The following is a 21,495-nucleotide window of genomic DNA, read 5'->3' on the forward strand; positions in this document are numbered from 1 at the left end:
TCGCCTGGCGGCGGCCAGGGCCGGTCGCGGATCCAGTACGAGAGCATTCCGGTCGGGGTGTTTGCGGGCGGAGTCCTCAAGCAGGATCGACAGGTTCAGCCGGTGATCTCCTTGCCGAAGATGCCGCGGGCGATGACCCACTTCAGGATCTCGTTGGCGCCTTCGTAGATCTCCCCGATCTTGCTGTCGCGGTAGATCGCCTCGACCGGTCCAGGTGTGCCGTCGGCGCTGAGCTCCCGGGCGAATCCCAGCCCGCCGAACGCCTGGACCGCGTCGCGGGCCATGTCGACCGCCAGTCGGCTCCCGTATTGCTTCGCCATCGCGGCTTCCGGCTCGGGGAACACCTCGCCCGCGTCACGACGCAGCGCGGCCTTGAGGTAGAGGCCGCGGGCGTTCTCGATCTCCGTGGCACGGTCGGCCATGAGGAACTGCCAGTGCTGGTTGGCGGCCAGCTTCCGGCCGAACGCCTCCCGGGTCGACAGGTGCGCGGCGGCGTGGTCGAAGGCGGCCTGCGCCATGCCGACACCGGCGGCGGCGATGCCGATACGGCCAAGGGTGAGTGTGGCGAGCGCGTGGCGGAGTCCGTGTCCCGGCTCGCCGCCGAGCAGGGAGTCGTTTGTCAGCTCGACGTCCTCGAACCACACGTCGGCGGTGAGCTGGCCGCGGTTGCCCATCTTCTGGTCGGGCTCGCCGACTCGGACTCCGGGCAGGGAGGTGTCGATGACGAACATCGAGAGCCGGTCGCCGGTGCGGGCGAGGGTGACGATGAATCCCGCCACCGGCGAGTTGGAGATCCACCGCTTGCGGCCATTGAGGATCCAGGTGTCGCCGTGCTGGACGGCAACCGTCCGCACCGCTTGCGGGCTCAGGTCGGAGGACGCGTCGGGCTCGGTGGTCGCGAAGGCGCCGACGACGGAGCCGTTGGCGACCTGGGTCAGCCACTGTTGTTGCTGCGCGGGGGTTCCGTGGGTCAGGGCGTTGCCGGCGAGAATGCAGTGAACGTCGAAGACGGCCGCGATACTGCTGGAGTAGTAGGCCAACTCCTCGATCGCGACGGCGGTCGCCGTGACCGGGTGCGCGAGGCCGTCCCCGCCGACCTCCGCGGCGAAGGGCACCCGGAACAGCCCGGCGGCGGCAAGCCCGTCGAAGACGTCCCGCGGGAAGCCGTCGACGCGCTCATCCCCGTTCGCTATCCGGCGTGCGTCCGGGGCGACGACGTCGGCGGCGATCTTGCGCGCTCGGTCGCGGAGCCCCCGGGTCTCCGCGGGGGAGAGGAGGTCGTGGTAGAGCCGGTCCGCCTGGCGGGTGGGGTTCTGGGTGGCAGGCATGGGTACCTTCCTTGCGAGGGTCGGGGGAGTGGCCGGAGATCGCGGTCAGCGCACCGGACGGGACAGGCTCGCCAGAACCTGCTGCGCGGCCCGCTCACCGGACGAGGCCGCGTCGGCGAGTGATGGCATGTCGAGTTGGTAGTCGCCTGCCAGGTGGACGGGGCCGAGGTGTTGACGCAGCGTCGGCAGCGAGGCACGTCCGCCGGGTGGCCAGAACGGCACGACGCGGTGGTGACGTCGGACGATCCCCGGGTCGAGCTTCCCCTCGAGTTCGGGGTAGAGCGAGAGGAGGTCCGTGGTGAATCGCTTGACGATCTCCTCATCGGTGAGCTCGAACAGGCTGTCGGCCACCGCGCCGCCCGCGAAACAGGCCAGCGCGCCGCCCGGCTTTCGTCGGCCAGGACCGCGCATGGCCGCGGCATGGTTGAACATCGCCTGGAACGACAGCTGCGGCGTCGACACCGCGATGTAGTCATCCCACCGCTGCGGGCCTTCCTCGCGGGTGAAGTAGCCCACCACCACGTATCGGCCGTAGTGAATGTCGTCGAACGCCGCCCGATACCCAGGTGGGAGGTCAGGCATGATCTTCACAGCCACGTCGCTGGGAACGGCCACGATCGCCCGGCGGGCGCGGATGCGCGCCGGTCCGTTCGCGTCCTCGTAGTCCACGACGACGCCGTTCTCGGTCCACCGCACCGACGTCACCGGCGAGTTCAGCCGCAGCCGATCGCCGAGGTCGGCGGCCAGGATGTCGGTTAGGGTCTGGTTTCCGCCCGCGGGCAGGGAGAAGTTCGGAACCTTCGCCGGATCCGTCAGGAGTATCCCCATCGAGATCACGAACTGGGTCGCGGCCGTCTCCTCAGGTTCGCATCCCATCCATTGCCCGGACCAGGATCGGACCATGGCTCGCGCGACTTCGGAGTTGACTCCTCGAAGCACGTACGACGCGGATCGGGCGTCGAGCTTCGCGCGGACCCGCTTCGCCAGGGGGTTGTCCGGGTTCAGCTCCAGGAACGGCACCGCCGCGAGGATGCGAGCGCCGACAGCGGCCAGTCCCACCCGGTCCATGAAGGCCATCCGGGAGCGAAGCATCAGGCCGAACGGATTCGAGGTGTCGACCAGCTTTCCGTGCAGCGCGAGGGCCACCTTCTTGCCCGCCAGCGTCCCCATGGGGATCTGGTGGCGTTCGAGGGCTTCGATCAGGGTTCCGGTTCCCTCGGTGAACTGGGTGCCGAGGTTGATCCAGTAGTCGCCCTGGCGAACCGACTCGACGCGACCTCCGGGCCTGCCGCCTGCTTCGAGCACGACGACATCCCGATCGGACAGGGTGGTCGCCGCCATCAACCCGGCCATGCCCGCGCCGACCACGACGATCTCGCACGCCTGGTCACGCACGTCTCTCGATGTGTCCATCGCTACCTCAACTCTCGTGAGTGATCGCGCCCGCGGGGACGACACCCGTCCCTCGGGCGCGGGTGGCGACGATGGGCTCGGCGAGTACCGCCGCTCGGCCGGTCTCGTCCAGGGATCGGCAGATGACGCGCAGTTCGAAGTCGACCGTTCGACTCCGGCTTCCTTTGGCCGCGAGGCGAGCCTCGACCTCGATGACGTCGCCGCCGCGGACCGGAGCGAGGAACTCGACCGAGGAGTACCCGGCGAAGAGGCTCTCGTGGCCGTCGCCGATGATCGCCAGGTGAGTTCCGGCGTCACCGAACAACCTCAGGCTGTAGGCGCCGTCGACGAGGTTGCCCGCGTAGTGGGCATCGGAGTGGGCGACGTAGCGCTGGTGGACGACCTTCATGCGATCTCCTCGTCGATGCGGCCGATCCCGGGGGCGACGGCTTGGCCGCCGATCAGGACGCCGGGGTAGCCGCGCTTGGCGATCTCGGTGCACATTCGGCGGTACTTGCCGACGCCGCCGACGTAGCCGAGGAAGGTGGTGGGCTTGCCGGTCACGTTGGAGCCGCGGTACCAGGAGTCGGTCGTCGCGTAGAGCGTCTGGTTGACCGTGGCCTCGGTGATGCCTACCCAGTCTTTCTGGGCCTCGGTGGTGGGTTCTATGACCTCGCTGCCCTCGGCCTTGGCATGGCTGATCAGGTCGGTGATCCAGTCGACGGCCTGCTCGATCGTGACGACGACGTTGCTCGCGAGCGCCGGGCTCTGCGGGCCGCCGATCATGAAGAAGTTGGGGAACCCGGCGGTCATCGTGCCCAGGTAGGTGCGCACGCCGTCACTCCACGCGTTCTGCAACCGGCCCGCCCGCGGCGTCGTGACGTTGAGCGCGAACAATGGTCCGGTGAAGGCGTCGAAACCGATCGCCAGGACGATGACGTCGACCTCGTAGGATCCGCTCTCGGTGACGATGCTGCCGGACGTCATGGTCGTGATTCGCTCTTCACGCAGCGAGACGAGCGAGACGTTCGGCCGGTTGAACGTCTCGTAGTAGTCGGTTCCGAAGCAGCTGCGCTTCGCGCCCAGCGCGTGGAACTGGGGCTCCAGCAGGGAAGCGGCCCGCGGATCGTGGACGATCTGACGGATCTTCTGCCGCATGAAGTCCGATGCGGTCCTATTGGCTTTGAGGTCGAAGAGGAGGTCGGCGAACTCCGCGCCGACGCCGAGGAATCCGCTGCGCTCGTAGGCCCGCTCGTAGCGTTCCTGACGCTCCTCATCGGACACATCGAAGGCGCGGTCGGTCACCGGGCGGTCGGGAATTCCGCCGGGGGAGTGCCTGCACTCCTCGCGGACGGCGGGGTACCTGCTCTTGGTCTCGGCGACTGTCTCCGCGGGCAGCGGGGCGTTGCGGGCGGGAAAGACGTAGTTTGGGGTCCGCTGGAACACGGTCAGGTGCTCGGCCACCTCGGCGATGAGCGGAATGCACTGCACGGCAGACGATCCAGTGCCGATGACCGCGACCCGCTTGCCCGCCAGATCGTCGAGCGAGATGGTCCAGCGGCTCGTCGACACCGTCAACCCGGTGAAGTTCTCCAGGCCGGGCACATCGAAGTCCTTGGGCGTCGAGAGTCCGCCTGAACCTGCCAGGAGGTAGCGGCCACGGCGGGTGTCGCCGGAGTCGAGGGTCAACTCCCAAAGGTGCTCGTCGGGAAGCCAGTTCGCCGCCACCACCGTGGTGTCGAACCGGAAATGCCGACGAAGGTCGAAGCGGTCGGCGACGTGGTTGATGTAGCTCAGAATCTCCGCCTGCGGGGCGAAGCGCTCACTCCAGGTCCACTCCTGCTGGAGTTCCTCGCTGAACGAGTACGAGTAGTAGACGCTTTCGACGTCGCACCGGGCGCCGGGATAGGTGTTCCACAACCAGGTGCCGCCGACGTCGGGTGCGGTCTCGTAGCCGGCGAACGTCCAGCCCTGTTCGGCCGCCTTGTACGCGGCGTACAGGCCGGAGAATCCGGCGCCGACGCACAGGATGTCGACAACAGGGGCGGTGGTGTCAGTCATGGGCTCTGCCTTCTCGTGGTCCAGAGGTGTCGACAGATCGCAGCAAGGTAGTCAACAGTCTGAGTCGTATGACTAAGAAGGTAGCCGCGGGTCGCGACCTCCGTCAATGCCTCGCAGGTGTCGAACCACGTCATCGATCGCCGCGTCGGTCTTGGCGAAGACCCCGACCTCGGTGAAGAAGCCGTGGAACACGCCCGAGTGGCGAATGGAGGTGGTGGGCACACCGCTGCGGCGCAGTCGTTCGGCGTACGCCTCGGCGTCGTCGCGCAGGGGATCGACCTCGGCGGTGAGGATCAGGGCGGGCGGCAATCCCCGCAGGGACGCCGCCTTCATGGGAGCCGCGTACTGATCGACGCAGTGGTGCCCGATGTACTGCTCCCAGCACCAACGCGCGTCGGCCGCGGTCAGCAGGGGCGCGTCGGCGAACTGGGTCCAGGAGGGCGCGGAGAACCGGTCGTCGACCGCGGGATAGACGAGGACTTGCGACACGGGGAGCGGGAGTCCGCGGTCCCTCAGCTGGAGGCAGAGCGCGGCCGCGAGGTTGCCGCCCGCGGAGTCGCCACCAACGGCGATCACGTCCGAATGGGCTGAGTCGCGGAGCCAGGCCAGCGTGTCGAGCGAGTCCTCAAGGGCTGCCGGGTAGGGGTGCTCCGGGGCGAGGCGGTACTCCAGGGAGGCCACCTGCCACCCCGACCGTGCGGCGATGGCGCGGCAGACCTCGTCCGCTCCGTCGAGAGTTCCGAGAACGAATCCGCCGCCATGCAGGTACAGCAGCGTCGGCAGCGGGCTCGCGGTCCGTGCGCCGGGCGGGTGGTAGCGGCGCGCGCGGAGCTGTCGGGAACGGGTCGGCACGGTCACCTCCTCGACTCGGTCGAGGGGTGTCAGCGGGCGGTCGGACGGCGCGCTCGCCAACAGCTCCCGAGCCGCCACGGCTCCGAGCTCGCGGACCGGCGTCGGCAACGCCTCGGCGATCGCTTGGGCCACAAGCAGCGCGTCGGCGTCGAGAAGCCCCCAACTCGGGGGGACTGGCTTGGTCATGCGCGGGGCCTTTCCGACGAGGTGGCAAACACGGTGTTGACACGGTGTGAACCGTGCCGCACCATCATAGTCATTCGTTTCAGTCATATGACTAATAACTTCGGGGCTGGCCAACACGGCGCGACGCCCGAGGTGCCGCGTGAGCTCGCGAAGTCGAAAGGACCGAAGGATGACCGAAACCATGACCGCCCCCACGCCCACATCCGCGGAGGTCGACGTCAGGATCGAGGACGACGCGAGCCCCATCGTCCGACTGATCGGCCGCACGCTGCGTGACTCCGCCCGGGCCGGGCACGCCCTCGACACGCTGGACAGGGCGACCGGCGCCGTGGCGATTCGTTCGCACGACACGCCCCAGGCCGCGACGATCAGCTTCGGCGAGGACGGCATCGACGTGTCCGGCGGCGTGTTTGTCGAGCCGGACGCGGCCATCACGGTCGACCTCAACGCGCGGTTCGCGCTGACCGCGGATCCCTCCGGCGACGCGGATTTGGCTGGGGAAATCCTGAGGGCGCTCACGCCGCCGCTGCCTGGGTGGCGTGCGGCCGCTCAGCGGTTCTGGGACGAGACGCGTTCTCTACCGGGCATTCCCGACGTGTTGATCGCGGTCACCGAGGGGCCCGAGGGCCTGGAGCAGGTCGTGCTCGGCGATGGACCCACGCATTATCTGATCGCCGGTGCCCCCGAGACGCTCGCCGGTGTGTTCTCCGGTGCCGACGACCTCATCGGCGCCCTCTTCTCGGGTGCCTTGGGGATCCAGGGCACCCTCTCGCAGCTGTCGGTGATGACCGGCGCCTCCTGGAAGGTTCGTTACGATGTCTGAGCTCACCACCACCGCCGGTTCCGGCGCGCGGGCCGTCCGGCTCGAGGCGACGAACCACGAGGGATGCTTCCTCGGCAAGACCGTCTCGCCGAACAAGTTCGCCGTGGGCAAGGACTCGGGGTTCGCCTTCGCGGATCTCTTGTTCGGCCTCGACCTTGGCAACCTTCCCGCCTTCGGCGCCGCGTTCCCCGCCTGGCGTGGCCACCTCGACGACGTCTACCTGCGGCCCGACCTGTCGACTCTGGTCGAGTGGAAGCCGGGCTTGGACTCGGTGATCGGCGACTACTGGCTCAAGGACGGCACCCCGGTCCCGCTCTGCCCGCGCCACCTCGTGCGGAAGCTGACCGAGCGCCTGGCCGCGCAGGGGTTCACCGCGACCGTCGCGGTCGAGATCGAGGCCACGGTCTTCGAGGAGTCGATCCACGAGGCGCGCGCCCGCGGGTATCGGGACCTGAGCCCGCTGGGCGGCGCCGCGGGCACGGCGTACCACCTCGCCAAATCGAAGGACTGGACCGACTACATGGACGCCGTGGCCGACCGGCTCGACGAGGTCGGCATCGAGTGGGAGGCCTGGAGCGACGAGGACGCCGCCGGCCAGATCGAGCTCAACCTCGCACCCGGTGACCCGATCAAGGTCGCCGACGCCTGGGCGCGGACCCGCCAGATCATGCGCGAGGTCGCCTTCGAGCGCGGGCACGCCGTGACCTTCATGGCCAAGCCCACCGCCGGTTACGGCCAGGCCTCCCACATCAACCTCTCCTTGCGGCGCGACGGCGTCAACGCGTTCTACGCCGCGGACGGCCCGTCGGACACGATGCGGCACGCCATCGGCGGGCTGCTGGCGACGATCGAGGGCAACACCTCGATCGTGCTGCCGCAGATCACCTCGTACCGGCGGCTGGTCGACCTCACTGGGCCGCCGGTCACGATCAGCTGGGGGATCAGCAACAAGACCACCGCGGTGCGCGCGGTCTGCGGACACCCCGAGTACTCCCGCCTCGAGTACCGCCTGCCCGGTGCGGACGCGAACCTCTACCTCGCGCTCGCCGGCGTGCTGGCAGGGGTCAGCGCGGGCATCGAGCGCGAGATCGACCCGCCCGAGCCGGTCAACGACATGGCGTGGTGCCTGCCGCCGGGCCTGGGCATCGAGCGCATCCCCGACACCATCACGAAAGCAGCGGCCGCCCTGGACGCCGACCCGATCCTGCGCGAACTCCTCGGCGACGAGTTCGTCGACCACTGGATCGCGTCGCGCAAATGGGAGTGGATGCAGTTCCACACCGCGGGCGGCGACCCGTTCGCCGAGCTCTCGGAGTGGGAGTCGGCCCGCTACTTCGAGCTGCCGTGACCGCGACAGTGCGGCCGCTGATCGGCATCACCGGGCGCCGGTTCCGACTGGCGCTGATCAAGGGCGCCGACGAGCGGTACGGCGACCGTTGCGCCGACAGCTACATGTCGGACTTCGCGACCCGGATCGCGCGGGCCGGTGGACTCCCGGTGCACCTGTCCTACGACACCGACGCGACGGCGATCTGCGGGTGGCTGTCCGGTGTGGTGATCACCGGCGGACAAGACGTCCATCCGGCGTTCTGGGGTGGCGACATGAAGGTGGTTCGCGATGTTGATCCGCGGTCGGACCCGATGGTCCACGACGCGGCTCGGGACGAGTACGAGATCGCGCTTGTGCGAGCCGCGCTGGAGCGGGGAATTCCCGTGCTGGGTGTGTGCCGCGGCATGCAGGTGCTCAACATCGCGCTCGGAGGCACGCTCATACCCGATCTCGCGACCGGCGCCGTGAGCCATCTGTCCACAGCGATCGCGCCGACCGACGGCTCCGCTGATCACCTCGTGACCTTCGAGAAGGGCTCGATCGCCGCCGACCTGTTCGGCGAGCACGCGATGACCAACTCCTGGCACCACCAGGCCGTCGACCGCCGCGGCACGGGCTTGGTGGTGACCGGGCGGACGAGTGACGGCGTGATCGAGTCGGTCGAGCTGCCAGGTGCTCCGGTGCTCGGAGTCCAGTGGCACCCGGAGTGGATGAAGAGCGAAGACCCGACGCTGACGTGGATCGTCCGGGCCGCGGCGGAGCTGCTCGCGGCTTCCCGCGGTGAACAGACGCAGGGGAGCTTGCGATGACCGCGAACGTGACAACCGAGCCGGTTGTGAAGACCGAGCAGGTGGGCGATGACCCCGCCATCCCGACACTGACCGAACTGCTGGCCCAGCGTGTGCGGGACTCACCGGACCGGGAGTTCCTGCGCTTCGGCGAATGGTCATGGACTTTCGCCGAGATCGACGCCTGGACTAACCGGCTGGCGCAACGGCTGATCGAGGTCGACGGCGTCCAGCCGGGGGACCGGGTGGCGATCATGCTGCCGAACGTCGTGCACTGGCCCGTCGTGTGGCTCGCCGCGCTGAAGGCGGGGGCGGTCGCGGTTCCGATCAACTGCGCCTACCAGCGGGCCGACCTCGCGTTCGTCCTGCGGGACTCCGGGGCGCGCGTCGTGTTCACCGACGCGGAGCGGTCCGTGCTGGTCGCGCACGTTCGGGCGGCCGAGGGCGGGCTCGACGTCCGCGTCATCGACGTCGCCGACGACGGGTCCGAGCCCTTCCCGGCGACGGCGCCCGCCGTGCCGGTCGACGCGGACACGCTCGCGAACCTGCAGTACACCTCGGGCACCACCGGCTTCCCGAAAGCCTGCATGCTCTCGCACGACTACTGGGTCCGGCTGGGTTGGGTCTGCGCCGCGGCGACCGGGCTCTCGCGCGCGGACGTTCTCCTGACGGCACAGCCGTTCTCGTACATGGATCCACAGTGGAACACCGCGCTCGCACTCACGATCGGCGTCCCACTGGTCGTGCTGCCCCGGTTCTCCGCGTCGACCTTCATGGCCGACGTCCGCGGGCACCGCGCGACCTTCTTCTACGTCCTCGGGTCGATGCCGACCCTGCTGTTCAAGCAGCGGCCCGTGCCCGAGGACCGCGACAACGACCTCCGACTCGTGTTCTGCTCGGGAATCCCCGTCGGTCTCCACGCTCGACTGGAACAGCGATGGGGGGCGCCGTGGCGGGAGATCTACGGGATGACCGAGTCCGGGGTCGACCTGTTCAGCCCGTTCGGCGACACCGACGCCGTGGGCAGCGGGAGCCTGGGGCTCGCGGTGCCGACCAAACAGGTCCGCGTCGTCGACCCCGATGGCGCCGAGGTGCCCGACGGTGAACCCGGTGAGCTGATCATCACGGGCAAACCGATGATGAACGGCTACTGGAACCGCCCGGAGGACACCGCCCGGGTGCTGCGCGACGGCTGGCTCCACACCGGCGATGTCGTGGTCCGGCGCTCCGACCACGGCCTCCAACTGGTCGGACGGATCAAGGACATGGTCCGACGCGGTGGCGAGAACATCGCGAGCGTCGAGGTCGAAGCCGCCCTGGAACGAGACGACCTGGTGGTCGCGGCCGCCGTCGTCGCCGAACCCGACGAGACCCACGGCGAGGAGGTCAAGGCGTTCGTGCATCCGGCGGCCGGTGTGCCTGCCGATCGTGCGACCGCCGAACGGATCGTCGAGCGGGCAGGCAAGGAACTTGCCCGCTTCAAGGTGCCGCGCTACGTCGAGTTCGTCGCCGACTTTCCCCGGACGCCGTCCGAACGCGTCTCCAAGCCGGCCCTCAAGGCCCGCGCCGCCGTCGAGCCCGGCGTCACCTACGACCTCGGTGCACGAAGAAGTCCCGCATCCGGCAACGGATTCCTCGACGTCGATGTCATCCGTGGCGTGGCGGTGCTGACGCTGCGGCGTCCCGAGAAGCTCAACGCCATGGACGTCGCCACCCGGCTTCGGCTGGCCACCGTCATCCGCGAACTCGGCTCCGGCGAGCGCGTGCGCGGGATCGTGCTCACCGGCGAGGGCAGGGCCTTCTCCGCGGGCGAGGACCTCCAGCGCGCACCGTCCACGGACGCTGAGGTCCGTGTGGCGTTCGAGAGCTTCCACGACATCACCCGGGCCATCCTGCGGACCCAGGTTCCGGTAGTCGCGGCGGTCAACGGACTCGCGGTCGGGGGAGCCTCGGAGATCACCCTGTGCTGCGACGCCCGCATCGGAACTCGGGCCACGGAGTACTACCAGCCGGAAAACGGTCGGGGCATCACGATCTCGAACGCGTCCAGCGTGCTGCTGAGGCGCCTCATCGGGAAGCACGCGACGCGCGTCGTCCTTGGCTCCCCGCGGATCCAGTCGGTCGAAGCGCTGCGGATCGGGCTTCTCGACGAGATCGTCGAGCCCGACGACCTGGTTGCCCGCGCCATCGAGACCGTCATCGAGTGGACCCCCGAGGGAAACACGACGGCCCTCCATCTCGCGCTGCTGCGCCCGCGGGCGGACGAGGTCGAAGCGGCCTTCGCCCGTGAGGACCTCGCCGCGCACAAGGCATGGGAGAGCGGAGTCCTCAGTGCGGGGATCAAGGGCTTCTGGGCCGCCAAGGGCACCGGCGCGCAGGGCCCGCCTGGCCGACGACCACTGTCAGAGGAGACGTCGAGATGATCGAGACCACGGCCGCGGTACTCACCGCGGTCAACGAGCCGCTTGAGCTGACCGCCATCCGGGTGGACGACCCGGAGCCGAACGAGGTGCGGGTCGCGGTCACGAATGTGGGGCTGTGCCACAGCGACCTGCACTACATGACCGGAACGGTGCCGACCGGACTCCCGGTCGTGGTCGGACACGAGGTGGCGGGCGTGGTCGAGGCGGTCGGCTCGCAGGTGGTCGGCTTGCGTCCCGGCGATCGCGTGGTCGGCGCGCTGACGTCGTCCTGCGGCCGCTGCGCCAACTGTGAGGCCGGACAGTCGACCCAGTGCCGCAACGTGGGGGAGATCCGACGCCGCCCGCGACCCGCGTTCCAGACCACCGACGGTCAGCCGATCGAGCGGCTCGGTGACATCGGGGCGTTCTCCCAGCACACCCTCATGCGCGAGAACTCGCTGGTGAAGCTCCCCGACGACGTGCCACTGCACGTCGGATGCCTCCTGGCCTGCTGCGTCATCACCGGCGTCGGCGCCGTCTTCCGCGGCGCCCAGGTGCGACCGGGCAGCACGGTCGCGGTCATCGGCTGCGGCGGCGTCGGATCGGCCATCATCCAGGGCGCCAGGCTCGCCGGGGCCTCGGCCATCGTCGCGATCGACCTCGACGACGCCCGGCTCAAGGCCGCGCGCGACTACGGCGCCACCCACGTCATCAACGGCGGGGACGGCGACACGGTCGCGGAACTGCACCGGCAGTTGGGTGATGGGGTGGACTACTCCTTCGAGGCGGTCGGCTCGGCCCGCACCGCGGCGACCGCCCTGGCCCTGCTGCGCCCGACAGGTACCGCGTGCCTGGTCGGAATCGCACCTGCGGGCACCGAACTCAGCGTCCCGGCTTCGGACTTCTTCTTCGAGGAGAAGCGACTCATCGGCTCCTACATGGGCTCGGGCCAGGCGCGGCAGGACATCCTCCAGTTCGCGCGCCTGTACCAGCAGGGGAGCCTGCTGCTCGACGAGATGGTGACGCGTGTCCTCCCCTTCGGCGAGATCAACGCGGGCTTCGAGGCGATGAAGTCCGGCGACGTGACCCGGATCGTCGTCGATCTCCAGTCCTGACCAACAAGTGAACGCGGAGGTGGGCTCCATGGCGAGCAACGAGATCACGATCCCCCAGCCGGTGAACTACATCGCCGACGACTGGAGCGAATGCGAGACGGTCCAGGACGCGTGGAACGTCGACCCCAACACGCGCGAGCCCGTCCACCGGTTCGTCACGACGGCACCCGACGATCTCGAGCGCGCGCTGCGGCACGCGGAGCGCGTATACGACACCGGGCACTGGGACGAGCACGCCCGGCGTGAGCGCGCCGACATGCTCGTGCGGGTCGCCGAGATCATCGAGACCCGTGCCGAGGACATCGCCCGCACGGACTCGCTGACCAGCGGCACACCCATCAGCGTCACGCGCGAGGTCGCGGCCTTCCTGCCCGCGCGGATCCGGGCGTCGGCGGCGGACGTGGTGAACATCCCGCGCGTCACCGCGCTGGCGGCGGGTGGCCGCGACGTCCGCCTGTACAAGGTGGCCTGGGGGCCCGCGGCGATCCTCACACCGTGGAACGGACCCAGCTTCATTCCCGCGGCCAAGATCGTCAGCGCGATCGCCGCGGGCTGCCCCGTCATCCTCAAGCCCTCCGAGCACGCGCCCGGCAGCGCGCAGCTCATCGTCGAGTGCTTCCTCCAAGCGGGTCTGCCCAGCGGCGCGCTGCAGTTGGTGCACGGCGGCGGCGATGTCGGCGCGAGGCTGACCGCCGACCCGCGCGTCAAGATCGTCTCGTTCACCGGTGGTCCCGCCGCGGGCCGTGCCATCGCGCGGGCGGGCGCCGAGGACTTCAAGGTCTTGCAGCTGGAGCTCGGCGGCAACAACCCGGTGCTCGTGCTCGACGACGCCGACCTCGACGTCGCCGCCGACGGCATCCTCGACGGCATGACCAAGCTCAACGGTCAGTGGTGCGAGGGGCCGGGCAAGATCCTCGCCCACCGCGGCCTGATCGACCCGCTTCTCGAGGCGCTGACCGAGCGGATCGCCAAGCTCGTCGTCGGTCACTCTCTCGACGAGGACGTCGAGATCGGCCCGATCTCCAACGCGCCGCACTTCGAGACCCTCCAGGGCCGGATCGACGAGCTGCGTGACCTCGGGGCGAGCATCCGTCAGCCCGCCCGGCTGCCCGAGCTCGACGGCTTCTTCCTGTCGCCGACGGTCGCCGCGGGCGCCGACCCCGCTCAGGCCACCGCCGAGCTGTTCGGCCCGGTCGTCTCGTTGCACGCCGTGGACTCCGACGAAGAGGCGTTGCGTGTCGCCAACGCCAATCCCTCAGGCCTTGACGCCTACGTGTTCGGCGCCGACACCGACCGCGCGATCGATGTCGGCTCCCGCATCATGTCCGGCGAGGTGCGCGTCAACGGCGCCAAGATCGCCGATCTCGGTGAGGACTCGGCTCAGAGCTTCTGGGGTCCGGCGGGCATCGGCGGCCACGGCCCGGCGGAATCGGTGCGCGTGTTCTGCGGCGACCGGGTCGTCGGTGTCGACTCACCAGACCTGCCGTTGTGAGTCACGGCGCGACGGGCGCGGACCCGAGGCGGGCCGCGAGCCAGGCCTCGAGCACTGACTCGGCGATGTCCATCTGCTCGGTCGCCGCGGCACGATCCCCGTAGGTGAACCAGTTCAGGGCGAAACCGTCGGCCAGGGCCGCGATGACCAAGGCGATCTGATCGACGGTCTCCGGTGCGATCGGAGGGTTCGCGTCAGCGCCGCGAAGCGTGGCGCGCAACGCTTCCAGGGCCTGGTCGTACACCGCGATACCGCGGTCTCCGTGCTGGCGCCGCGCCCAGCTGATGAGTTCCAGTGTCGCCGCGGCGAAGTTGGCCGACTCGGCGTAGCACACCATGACACCGCGCAGGAGCCGGCGAGCTGTGTCCATCACGTCGCTGTGCGGATCGCTGTCTTTGAGGACATCGCGGAACCTGCCGGACACGTACTCGTAGACATCGGAGAACAGGTCTTCTTTGGAGTCATAGCAGTAATGCAGCATCGCCAGGTTCGCCTGGGCCTGCTCGGCGATCCGTCGAGTCGTCGCGCCGTCGATGCCGTAGATCGCGATGACTTCCACGGCGGCCTTGATGAAGTCGCTACGCCGTTGGACGGCGGAGATCCGTGCCACGAGATCCTCCCGGTACGACGCCACACCTAGTTGGACGCTTGATTAAGTCAACACCCAGCCTATCAGTCGGATCCCGGGGCCACGGCCGCGTCGGCGCAGCTCTGAAACTTCTTAGTCAAACACCTAGGTCATATGACTAACTTGGGGTTAGGCTATGAGCCGGAACACCAATCGGACCGAAGGAAAGTGACATGAAGGACCTGCTCTTCATGCTGGCCGATCTCTGGATGATCTTCGCCGGCTTCTACTTCGGCTGGAAGTTCATCCGCCGCTACAACAACTACCTGCTCGGTCTGGAGTGGATGATCGTCGCCACTTCGGGCTCGAACTTCCTCCTCTGGGCACTCCTGGGCGGAGACGAGAGCAGCCCCCTGTACAACATCGCGTACTTTTTCGACGCCTTCTCGCGATCCGTCGGCATCACCCTCATCCTCGTCATGGGTCTGCTGCGCGTGACGCACCGATACAAGCCGAGCGTCGCCGTCGATGTCGGGGCGTTCGCCCTGGCCGCCGCCGCCGGGCTGTACTTCCAGCAGTTCCGCGGCCATGAGCTCCACGTCGGCCCGGCGACGTTCTACGTCGTGGTCAACGTGCTCACGACACTGTTCCTCGCCTACTTCTCGTGGCGGCTCTGGAAGATCGGGGCCAAGGGTCTCGCCATCGGCGCCGGGCTGGCGACGGCGGTCGCCTCGGCGATCGCGATCACCTACGACTTCTTCCCGCTCCAGGGAGACGACGAGCACCGCACGCTCTTCTACACCGCCGCGCTGGCCACCTGGGGATTCCAGATGTTCGTGTATTTCCTCGCCTACCGCGCGCTGCACAACCACAACCTGGCGACGGGTGCGGAACCGGCCGCGAACGAACACATCGCAGCTCGAGCCTGAGCCTCGAACCAAGGATCAGGAGCAAACCGATGAGGACCGACAACGTCGAGTACTGCACCTTCAGTGGCTGGGTCGATCCGCCCGCGGACATCCTGCCTGCCCTGGCCGGAGACTTGACCTGTGATGTCGCGGTCATCGGCGGAGGCCTGGGCGGGATGTCGACGGCGCTGCGGCTGGCCGAACGCGGTCAAGATGTGGTGCTGCTGGAGGCCGAGTTCTGCGGACACGGCGCCAGCTCCCGAAACGCGGGGCAAGTGGCGGGTGCACCCGGCGGAGACCTCCAACTCCTGAATCTGTTCTACCGAAAGAAAATGCCCGGCATGGTCCGCCTCGCCGAGCGCGCCGCCCACTACGTCGAAGACCTCATCAAGACGCACGGCATCGACTGCGACTACGAACAGAACGGCAACGTCTTCGCGGCGGTCTCTCGTGGACAGCTTGGCCGAGTGCGCCGGGTGGCCAAGATCCTTCACCGCGCAGGCGGCCACGTGGAACTGGGCACGAGCGAGGAACTCGGTATCCCCCGCGGCTTCCTCGGCGGGATGCGCGAGGTAGTCGGGGGAATCATGAATCCCGGCAAATTCACTTCGGGTGTGCGCCGCGCACTACTCGACTCGTCCGCGCGAGTCTTCGAGCAGACGAAGGTCACCGACGTCACGCGCGACCGCGGCCAGGTAGTCCTCACCACTGCTCAAGGTGTGGTGCGGGCGATCAAAGTGGTTCTGGCGACGAACGCGTACGCGGGGGAGTGGGACATCACCCCGCCACGGCTGTCGGCGCCCATCTGGGTCATCGAGGTCGAGACCGAACCGATCGATCCCGCGCGCCTGGCGGCACTGGGGTGGACCAGGCGGTCCGGACTCGTCACCCAGCACAACATCATGGAGAACTACCGCCTGACACCGCGCAACACCATCGTCTTCGGTGTCCGACGACTCGAGCGCGGCACGACTTACCCACTCCCACCGAAGAAGCCGGATCCGGCGCTCGTCGAAGAACTCGCCGAGGCCTTCGCAAGGCGGTTTCCGGCTCTGTCCGACGTCGCGATCGATCGTGCGTGGGGAGGCTGGATCGCGATCACCTCCTCCTGGCTTCCGCTCGCCGGGCAGATCGACGACAACATCATCTACTCGATCGCGTGCAACGGCCACGGCCTGGCCCAGGCGCCCTACGTCGGATCCCTCATCGCCGACCTGCTCATCGACGGTGAGCGACACGAGGACTTGGCCGGATTGTGGATGAAGAAGCCCAAGTTTCCACGCCCGATGATGATGGGCCGGTTAGGACTTCGCACCATCTGGGCTGTCGACCGCTTCAACGATTTCGTCAACGGAAGCAGGCGCAACGCCCGACGAGGCTCGACGCCCACGACCTGACCTGACCGGATCGTTCGGCGACTGGATCGTTCTCATTACTATCACCTATTAACTATCAAGATATCTAGAATAGCTGGCGCATAACGGTGGTTCGGCAGCACGAACAAAAGCAAAAACGCCCAGACGGCCAGGGCATTTCCAGCCGAGAGGTGGTCAGCCGTCCACCAACAAGCCGCGCAACGGTCCCTGCAGCCTGCCCGACCGGCGGGAGACACCGGGGAGCATGGTGAGCCGGTGGGTGCGCGGGCGGCCCTGCGCTTCCCGATCGGCTTGCTCGCCTGCTGTCGGGCGCCAGAAGTGGTCGATCACCTCGGCCGGGTCCGCGCCTACGTCGTCGGCGGAGCGCTGGAGGTGTTCGGCCCACAGGCGCAGCCGGGTGGCCCGGATCAGTTCCGTGTCGTCGGTGGCGATGTTCACCTCGGTGTCGTTGAACAGCGAGTGCTCGTTGAGGTTGGCGGACCCGATGGTCATCCACTCGTCGTCGACGATGGCGAGTTTGGCGTGCACGTAGACCGGTGCCGACTGGTCGCCGTCGTGGGCGCTGATAGTGGTGGCGAGGAGCCGGTGGTTGCCGTCGTCGGCGTCGAGCAGCCTGCCGAGTTGGCCGCGGGTGGTGTCGGCTCCGTTGCTTGGCTTGCGGGGCAGCAGAAGCACGACCCGGAAGCGGTCATCGGGTGGGTCGCGGAGCTTGTCGATGAGGACGTCGGCGATCTCCGGCGACCAGAGGAACTGGTTTTCCAGGTACACGAACCGGCGCGCGGACCGCAGTGCTCGAAGGTAGGCGTCGAGGACGGTGAAGTCGCCCCGCGGGGCGAAGTCGTAGGTCTTGTCCGGGATCGTCCGCAGCAGTTGAGCTCTGCTGCGCCCAGCCGGGGCGCTCACGCGGGGCGCGGGCAGCGGTTCGCCCGCCACCTCGGTCCATCGTCGCCGGAAGTGTTCGGCGACGTCGGCCACGACCGGCCCTTGGACCCGCACGACCAAGTCGTGCCAGCCGATCGGACGGTCCGCGGGGTGTGCGTTGCTGTCGTGCCGGTCGCCCTGCAGTGCCGTGAGGTCCAACCCGCCGACGAACGCGATCGAGTCATCGACGACAACGATCTTCTCGTGGTGGCAGTGCATGGTCCGCTCACGCGCGTCGAGCACGCATCGCACCCGCGAGCCTCGGGTGAACTGCTCGCGCGCGTCCAGCACGAGCTTGCGGGTGGGCTGGAACAGCGGCACCTGCGGCCCGGCCCAGAGCAGCAGCCGCACGTCCACCCGTTCCGCGGTCGAGGCGAGCAGCTCACGTAGCGTGCGCGCACCGGGTGATCGGGTCAGGCGAAAATCCGGGCTCGCGTGCCAGTTCGCGATGTGCACCCGCGAGGTCGCCTGCTCGATCGCGGTCTGCATCTCCGCCAGGGCGTTCTCGCCGTCGACCAGCACGTCGATCCGGTTGCCCGATCGGACGGGCGCCCGCTCGCTGAACTTGCCCCGTGAGCCGGGCGAGAGCACGTCCGGCCAGCCGAGCCGGCGCAGCCGTCGCTCGTGGTGGGCGCGGAGCAGGTGTTCCACGCCGTCGCCCAGTCGCTCGTCCACCTTGTCGATCAACGCTCGAAGAGGGTTCACCACGTCATCGCACTACACATCGCGGATGATCGCCGAAGACGGCTGTCCACTACTCTGTCTGCGCGCCACGTGCTGGAACTTTCGCCCGTTTAGGCGCGGGACTACGCTTTCGTGTGACATCCGGGGTCGAAATGGTTGCCGTATGAATCGCCGGCTCTGACCGAGCCGGCGGATTGGCGGAGGTGATCACGTGCCCGGCGATGACCTTCGAGGTGGTGCTGTGCGCGTAGTGGACGTGGACCACCCCGACGCTGTGAACGTCGCTGACCCGTCCGGGGGTGTGGTTGACGGGGTGTGGCACCGGGCGAGGTAGTCGTCCCGCTCGGCGAGGCTGATTGCCATCTCCACCGTGAACGGGTCGAAGAACGCCGGGCGGTACAGGGCGTCGGTGACGGTGGAGGTGATGAAGTACAGCGCGGAGAAGGCCGCGATGAACAGTGACACCTGAAGCAGTTCGTGCGGGACCGACACCTGCTGGCCGAACAGGTTCCCGGTGGTGAGGTCGCGCCCGCTCCAGGTCTTCATCAGGTCCTGCTTGAGCGACGCGAGCCCGAAGAGCACGAAGAACACGTACATCACCACCGCGACGAGCAGCGCCTGCACCAGCTGTGTCAGCACGAGGACTATCACCATGTCGACGCGTTCGGCGCGCCGCAGCGGCACCCGCTGGGGTGAGGCGGTGATGTGGTTGCGCAGTTCCTGGCGGCCGGTCGAGACCAGGAACAGGACGCCGACGAGGAGGAAAAGGCTGACCACCAGCCACATCCGGGCGGTGCCGATGGCCGCCGACATCTGCCAGACCTCGTTGGTGAGCAGTCCGAACACGGTGAACAACAGCAGCAGCGGCAGCGCTCGCGTGGTCAGGCTGCCGACCGATCGAAGCTGCTTGCCCGCGGCGCGGAGCGCGGCCACGAACAGCGAGCCCGCTCCGATCACCGTCAGGCCCAGGAGAATCCCGATGACGCACAAGCCGATCAGCACGTCGGGGATCGCGTCGTAGCCGACGAGGGACGCCGCGAGCAGTGGTGTGCCGAACGCGTAGCCGCTGATGATCGCGACGGCGGCAGGGGTGCAGTCGCCCGCGACGACGCGCGAGCGCATCCAGCGCCCGGCCACCCAGGCCGCCACCACGGGAACGAGGATGATCGCGAACCAGAGAAGGTGGTAGCCGACGAAGAGCGCGTCGGACTCCATCAGCCTGCCGAAGTCTTCCTCGGACTCACCGTCCAGCAGTTCCAGTGGGACCTCCAGCAGGTCCCAAGCGCCCAGGAGCGCGATCGCGGGGATGATCCGCACCAGAAGCCGGTCTGTCCTGCTGCCGGCGATCGAGGGGAGACCCCGGCCGCGGAACCAGAGTTCGGTGGCACGCCGTTCGCGATCGTCGTCCATGAGAGTGCGGGGTGTTCCTTCCACCAGGAATGATCTTCCTGGCACATTGTCCACACCCGAAGCTGTTTCGCGTATATCCCGTCCGGCGATAGCTTCACTGCTTCGCGGAGTCTCCTGTCCACTCGCGCAATGCGTCGAATCGCTTGGTCACATCGCGGGCTCCGCGCACGAAATGGTGACCTAGATCCGTCAATATCAAAGCATTGTTGTCACGTCGGAACAGATTTCCGCCCAAAGTTTGTTCGATCCGTCGCAACTGCGCTTTGAGGGCGATCTGGGACATGCCGAGAGCGGGCGCGGCCTGTCGGAGTGTGCCCAGGTCAGCGGACGTGAGCACGATGGCCAGATGTCTCATCTCCAAGCGCATTGCCATAAAGTACGCCAGTGGCCGGTATGCGTCTGGAATTGCGACATCTGAGAGTGCTCGGCGCGATCGCGCGCGCGGGCAGCATCCGCCGCGCCGCCGCGGCGCTGCTTATCTCGCAACCCGCGTTGCTCGGTCAGTTGCAGCGCATCGAGGAGACGGTCGGCGGTCCGGTATTCGTGCGCAGCCGTGTAGGTGTCGAACCCACGGAACTCGGCTGCATTCTGATTGCCGAAGGTGGCCGGGTGGTCGACGAGTTCGACCGACTCGTCGCCGACACGCGCGCTCGCGCGAACGAGCAGCGCGCGCTGGGCGTCGGCGCGATGCGGGATTTGGACTCGACGACCCTCATCGCCACCGTCGCCGAGATGTTGCCCCTGCGCGAGACCTCGACCTGGCAACTCGACTCGCTGCGGGCGGGTTTCGACCTGCTGAGCGCGGGCGATCTCGATGTCGCGCTGGTGGTGCGCTTCCCGCACGGCGCGACCGCTCCCGACGGTGTGCGCCTGCTCGACGTCGTGGCGGTCGAGCCCGCGTTCGTCGGTCTCGTGGCGGACCATCCGCTCGCCGGGCTGACGGAGATCCCGCTGGCCGCGCTGGCCGACGCGTCCTGGGTGATCTCCGCGGCCGAGGACGACACCGGCAGGCTGGCGGCCTTCCACCGGGTGTGCGCCGACGCCGGGTTCACCCCTCGGATCAGGCACTACGTGGGGGACTGCGACATGGCCATCCCGCTGCTGCGTGCGGCCGGGTCGGCGGCGATCATGCATCCGCTGTGCCTGCCGCCCGGCGGCGTGGTGATCCGGCCCGTCGTGGGCAGCCCGCACTACCGGTCCATCACCGTCGCCTGGCGCGAAGGGTCCTCTGTGGACGGTCTGATCCCTGAGCTGTGCAGGCGGCTGGTCGAGACCTACCACCAGGAGGTCAGCCTGCGGCCGCACTACCGGCGCTGGTGGGAGGCGAACGTCGGCCCCCTGTCGGCGCACGCCCCGGAAGGCGCCAAGGCCACCATCTGCGCCGTGGGGGCGGCGCAGATGGTGGCGAGCAGGCCCGCTACTTGACGTTCTTGATCAGTACCTCCAGCGAGGGCGAGTCGCCCTTCGTGGCGGGTTCGCCGCCCGCGGAGTCCGGCGCGATGTCGGCGACCTTGTCGGCGACCGCGGCGCAGGTGGTCCGGCGTTCGGGGAGCTTGCCGTCGATCAGGTAGGCGTTGACGGCGTCGTCGACGCAGGCGTTCTTGCGCGCGCCGTAGTGGCCGTGGACACCGCTGTTCTGGACGGTGATCAGCGGCATGTCGAGCTTGTCGGCCGCGCTCGCCCCGCCGCGGTAGGCGGTCTGCGTGTCGCCATCGGCCTGCACGACCACGCCCGGCTGGTACCGGCGGTTCTTGATCTCGATCATCGGGTCGCGACCGGTGGCGAAGGCGCAGTTGTTGGGGGCGACGCTGCTGACCGCGTCGCCATAGGGTGTCTCCGCGGTGGCCTTGCGCATGTCG

Annotated in this window: 19 protein-coding genes; 9 read left to right on the plus strand and 10 right to left on the minus strand. The window is 68.3% G+C overall.

What is annotated here, in order from left to right:
- Positions 1-95: 95 nt before the first annotated feature.
- From ACRDSQ_RS08325 to ACRDSQ_RS08345, 5 genes are all read right to left on the minus strand, one after another.
- Complete coding sequence (locus tag ACRDSQ_RS08325) at positions 96-1,328, minus strand: acyl-CoA dehydrogenase family protein (protein ID WP_431420176.1); 1,233 nt, start codon at positions 1,326-1,328, stop codon at positions 96-98.
- Positions 1,329-1,373: 45 nt separating this feature from the next.
- Positions 1,374-2,741: a flavin monoamine oxidase family protein gene (locus ACRDSQ_RS08330; RefSeq protein WP_431420178.1), complete on the minus strand. Its 1,368-nt coding sequence runs from the start codon at positions 2,739-2,741 to the stop codon at positions 1,374-1,376.
- A gap of 7 nt (positions 2,742-2,748) precedes the next feature.
- A complete protein-coding gene (locus ACRDSQ_RS08335) occupies positions 2,749-3,129 on the minus strand; it encodes a hotdog fold domain-containing protein (RefSeq protein WP_431420181.1) in 381 nt (126 codons plus the stop codon).
- On the minus strand, positions 3,126-4,781 hold the full coding sequence (locus ACRDSQ_RS08340) for a flavin-containing monooxygenase (protein WP_431420183.1): 1,656 nt from the start codon (positions 4,779-4,781) through the stop codon (positions 3,126-3,128). The genes ACRDSQ_RS08335 and ACRDSQ_RS08340 overlap by 4 nt, the downstream gene beginning before the upstream one ends.
- Before the next feature lie 72 nt (positions 4,782-4,853).
- The gene (locus ACRDSQ_RS08345) at positions 4,854-5,819 is read right to left on the minus strand and encodes an alpha/beta hydrolase (protein WP_431420185.1); all 966 of its coding nucleotides are present in this window, start codon (positions 5,817-5,819) and stop codon (positions 4,854-4,856) included.
- Positions 5,820-5,988: 169 nt separating this feature from the next.
- Between ACRDSQ_RS08345 and ACRDSQ_RS08350 the strand changes: the two genes are divergently transcribed.
- From ACRDSQ_RS08350 to ACRDSQ_RS08375, 6 genes are read left to right on the plus strand one after another with little or no spacing between them, the layout of a single operon-like run.
- Positions 5,989-6,642, plus strand: a complete 654-nt coding sequence (locus ACRDSQ_RS08350; RefSeq protein ID WP_431420186.1) for a hypothetical protein — start codon at positions 5,989-5,991, stop codon at positions 6,640-6,642.
- On the plus strand, positions 6,635-7,990 hold the full coding sequence (locus tag ACRDSQ_RS08355; protein ID WP_431420187.1) for a glutamine synthetase family protein: 1,356 nt from the start codon (positions 6,635-6,637) through the stop codon (positions 7,988-7,990). Before ACRDSQ_RS08350 ends, ACRDSQ_RS08355 begins: the two co-directional genes overlap by 8 nt.
- A complete protein-coding gene (locus tag ACRDSQ_RS08360; RefSeq protein WP_431420189.1) occupies positions 7,987-8,781 on the plus strand; it encodes a gamma-glutamyl-gamma-aminobutyrate hydrolase family protein in 795 nt (264 codons plus the stop codon). Before ACRDSQ_RS08355 ends, ACRDSQ_RS08360 begins: the two co-directional genes overlap by 4 nt.
- Positions 8,778-11,183 carry an AMP-binding protein gene (locus ACRDSQ_RS08365; protein ID WP_431420190.1) on the plus strand — a complete coding sequence of 802 codons (2,406 nt, stop codon included), beginning with the start codon at positions 8,778-8,780 and terminating at the stop codon, positions 11,181-11,183. The genes ACRDSQ_RS08360 and ACRDSQ_RS08365 overlap by 4 nt, the downstream gene beginning before the upstream one ends.
- Positions 11,180-12,277, plus strand: a complete 1,098-nt coding sequence (locus tag ACRDSQ_RS08370) for a Zn-dependent alcohol dehydrogenase (RefSeq protein ID WP_431420192.1) — start codon at positions 11,180-11,182, stop codon at positions 12,275-12,277. The genes ACRDSQ_RS08365 and ACRDSQ_RS08370 overlap by 4 nt, the downstream gene beginning before the upstream one ends.
- 28 nt (positions 12,278-12,305) lie before the next feature.
- Positions 12,306-13,769, plus strand: a complete 1,464-nt coding sequence (locus tag ACRDSQ_RS08375) for an aldehyde dehydrogenase family protein (RefSeq protein WP_431420193.1) — start codon at positions 12,306-12,308, stop codon at positions 13,767-13,769.
- A 1-nt stretch (position 13,770) separates the two neighbouring features.
- Here the strand turns inward: ACRDSQ_RS08375 and ACRDSQ_RS08380 are convergent, their stop codons facing one another.
- Positions 13,771-14,379: a TetR/AcrR family transcriptional regulator gene (locus tag ACRDSQ_RS08380; protein WP_431420195.1), complete on the minus strand. Its 609-nt coding sequence runs from the start codon at positions 14,377-14,379 to the stop codon at positions 13,771-13,773.
- Positions 14,380-14,570: 191 nt separating this feature from the next.
- On the opposite strand from ACRDSQ_RS08380, the gene ACRDSQ_RS08385 reads away from it, so the two are divergent.
- Together ACRDSQ_RS08385 and ACRDSQ_RS08390 are read left to right on the plus strand one after the other, a co-directional pair.
- Entirely contained in the window at positions 14,571-15,266 is a 696-nt protein-coding gene (locus tag ACRDSQ_RS08385) for a transporter (protein ID WP_431420197.1), read from the plus strand.
- A gap of 29 nt (positions 15,267-15,295) precedes the next feature.
- Positions 15,296-16,642, plus strand: coding sequence for an NAD(P)/FAD-dependent oxidoreductase (locus ACRDSQ_RS08390; protein WP_431420199.1), 1,347 nt, complete (start codon positions 15,296-15,298; stop codon positions 16,640-16,642).
- 153 nt (positions 16,643-16,795) lie between these two features.
- Here the strand turns inward: ACRDSQ_RS08390 and ACRDSQ_RS08395 are convergent, their stop codons facing one another.
- The 3 genes from ACRDSQ_RS08395 to ACRDSQ_RS08405 all read right to left on the minus strand — a co-directional run bounded on the left by ACRDSQ_RS08395 (position 16,796) and on the right by ACRDSQ_RS08405 (position 20,003).
- Positions 16,796-18,247 (minus strand): phospholipase D-like domain-containing protein, encoded by a 1,452-nt coding sequence (locus tag ACRDSQ_RS08395; RefSeq protein WP_431420201.1) that lies wholly within the window; start codon positions 18,245-18,247, stop codon positions 16,796-16,798.
- A gap of 186 nt (positions 18,248-18,433) precedes the next feature.
- On the minus strand, positions 18,434-19,636 hold the full coding sequence (locus ACRDSQ_RS08400) for a hypothetical protein (protein ID WP_431420202.1): 1,203 nt from the start codon (positions 19,634-19,636) through the stop codon (positions 18,434-18,436).
- Between the two features lie 94 nt (positions 19,637-19,730).
- Positions 19,731-20,003, minus strand: coding sequence for a LysR family transcriptional regulator (locus ACRDSQ_RS08405; protein ID WP_431420204.1), 273 nt, complete (start codon positions 20,001-20,003; stop codon positions 19,731-19,733).
- Positions 20,004-20,041: 38 nt separating this feature from the next.
- Here ACRDSQ_RS08405 and ACRDSQ_RS08410 point away from each other — a divergent pair, with 38 nt between their 5' ends.
- Positions 20,042-21,061 (plus strand): LysR family transcriptional regulator, encoded by a 1,020-nt coding sequence (locus tag ACRDSQ_RS08410; RefSeq protein ID WP_431420206.1) that lies wholly within the window; start codon positions 20,042-20,044, stop codon positions 21,059-21,061.
- On the opposite strand, the gene ACRDSQ_RS08415 is transcribed toward ACRDSQ_RS08410, so the two are convergent.
- A partial coding sequence (locus ACRDSQ_RS08415) for an alpha/beta hydrolase (RefSeq protein WP_431420208.1) occupies positions 21,054-21,495 on the minus strand: 442 nt, incomplete at its 5' end. The genes ACRDSQ_RS08410 and ACRDSQ_RS08415 overlap by 8 nt on opposite strands.

The sequence above is a fragment of the Actinokineospora sp. genome, from assembly GCF_050699995.1.
Taxonomy (GTDB): domain Bacteria; phylum Actinomycetota; class Actinomycetes; order Mycobacteriales; family Pseudonocardiaceae; genus Actinokineospora.

What these genes read in the sequence shown, in the direction of transcription:
- ACRDSQ_RS08325 (WP_431420176.1), bottom strand. Translation starts at nt 1,328, where the DNA reads ATGCCTGCCACCCAGAACCCCACCCGCCAGGCGGACCGGCTCTACCAC.
- ACRDSQ_RS08330 (WP_431420178.1), bottom strand. Translation starts at nt 2,741, where the DNA reads ATGGACACATCGAGAGACGTGCGTGACCAGGCGTGCGAGATCGTCGTG.
- ACRDSQ_RS08335 (WP_431420181.1), bottom strand. Translation starts at nt 3,129, where the DNA reads ATGAAGGTCGTCCACCAGCGCTACGTCGCCCACTCCGATGCCCACTAC.
- ACRDSQ_RS08340 (WP_431420183.1), bottom strand. Translation starts at nt 4,781, where the DNA reads ATGACTGACACCACCGCCCCTGTTGTCGACATCCTGTGCGTCGGCGCC.
- ACRDSQ_RS08345 (WP_431420185.1), bottom strand. Translation starts at nt 5,819, where the DNA reads ATGACCAAGCCAGTCCCCCCGAGTTGGGGGCTTCTCGACGCCGACGCG.
- ACRDSQ_RS08350 (WP_431420186.1), top strand. Translation starts at nt 5,989, where the DNA reads ATGACCGAAACCATGACCGCCCCCACGCCCACATCCGCGGAGGTCGAC.
- ACRDSQ_RS08355 (WP_431420187.1), top strand. Translation starts at nt 6,635, where the DNA reads ATGTCTGAGCTCACCACCACCGCCGGTTCCGGCGCGCGGGCCGTCCGG.
- ACRDSQ_RS08365 (WP_431420190.1), top strand. Translation starts at nt 8,778, where the DNA reads ATGACCGCGAACGTGACAACCGAGCCGGTTGTGAAGACCGAGCAGGTG.
- ACRDSQ_RS08370 (WP_431420192.1), top strand. Translation starts at nt 11,180, where the DNA reads ATGATCGAGACCACGGCCGCGGTACTCACCGCGGTCAACGAGCCGCTT.
- ACRDSQ_RS08375 (WP_431420193.1), top strand. Translation starts at nt 12,306, where the DNA reads ATGGCGAGCAACGAGATCACGATCCCCCAGCCGGTGAACTACATCGCC.
- ACRDSQ_RS08385 (WP_431420197.1), top strand. Translation starts at nt 14,571, where the DNA reads ATGAAGGACCTGCTCTTCATGCTGGCCGATCTCTGGATGATCTTCGCC.
- ACRDSQ_RS08390 (WP_431420199.1), top strand. Translation starts at nt 15,296, where the DNA reads ATGAGGACCGACAACGTCGAGTACTGCACCTTCAGTGGCTGGGTCGAT.
- ACRDSQ_RS08400 (WP_431420202.1), bottom strand. Translation starts at nt 19,636, where the DNA reads ATGGACGACGATCGCGAACGGCGTGCCACCGAACTCTGGTTCCGCGGC.
- ACRDSQ_RS08405 (WP_431420204.1), bottom strand. Translation starts at nt 20,003, where the DNA reads ATGCGCTTGGAGATGAGACATCTGGCCATCGTGCTCACGTCCGCTGAC.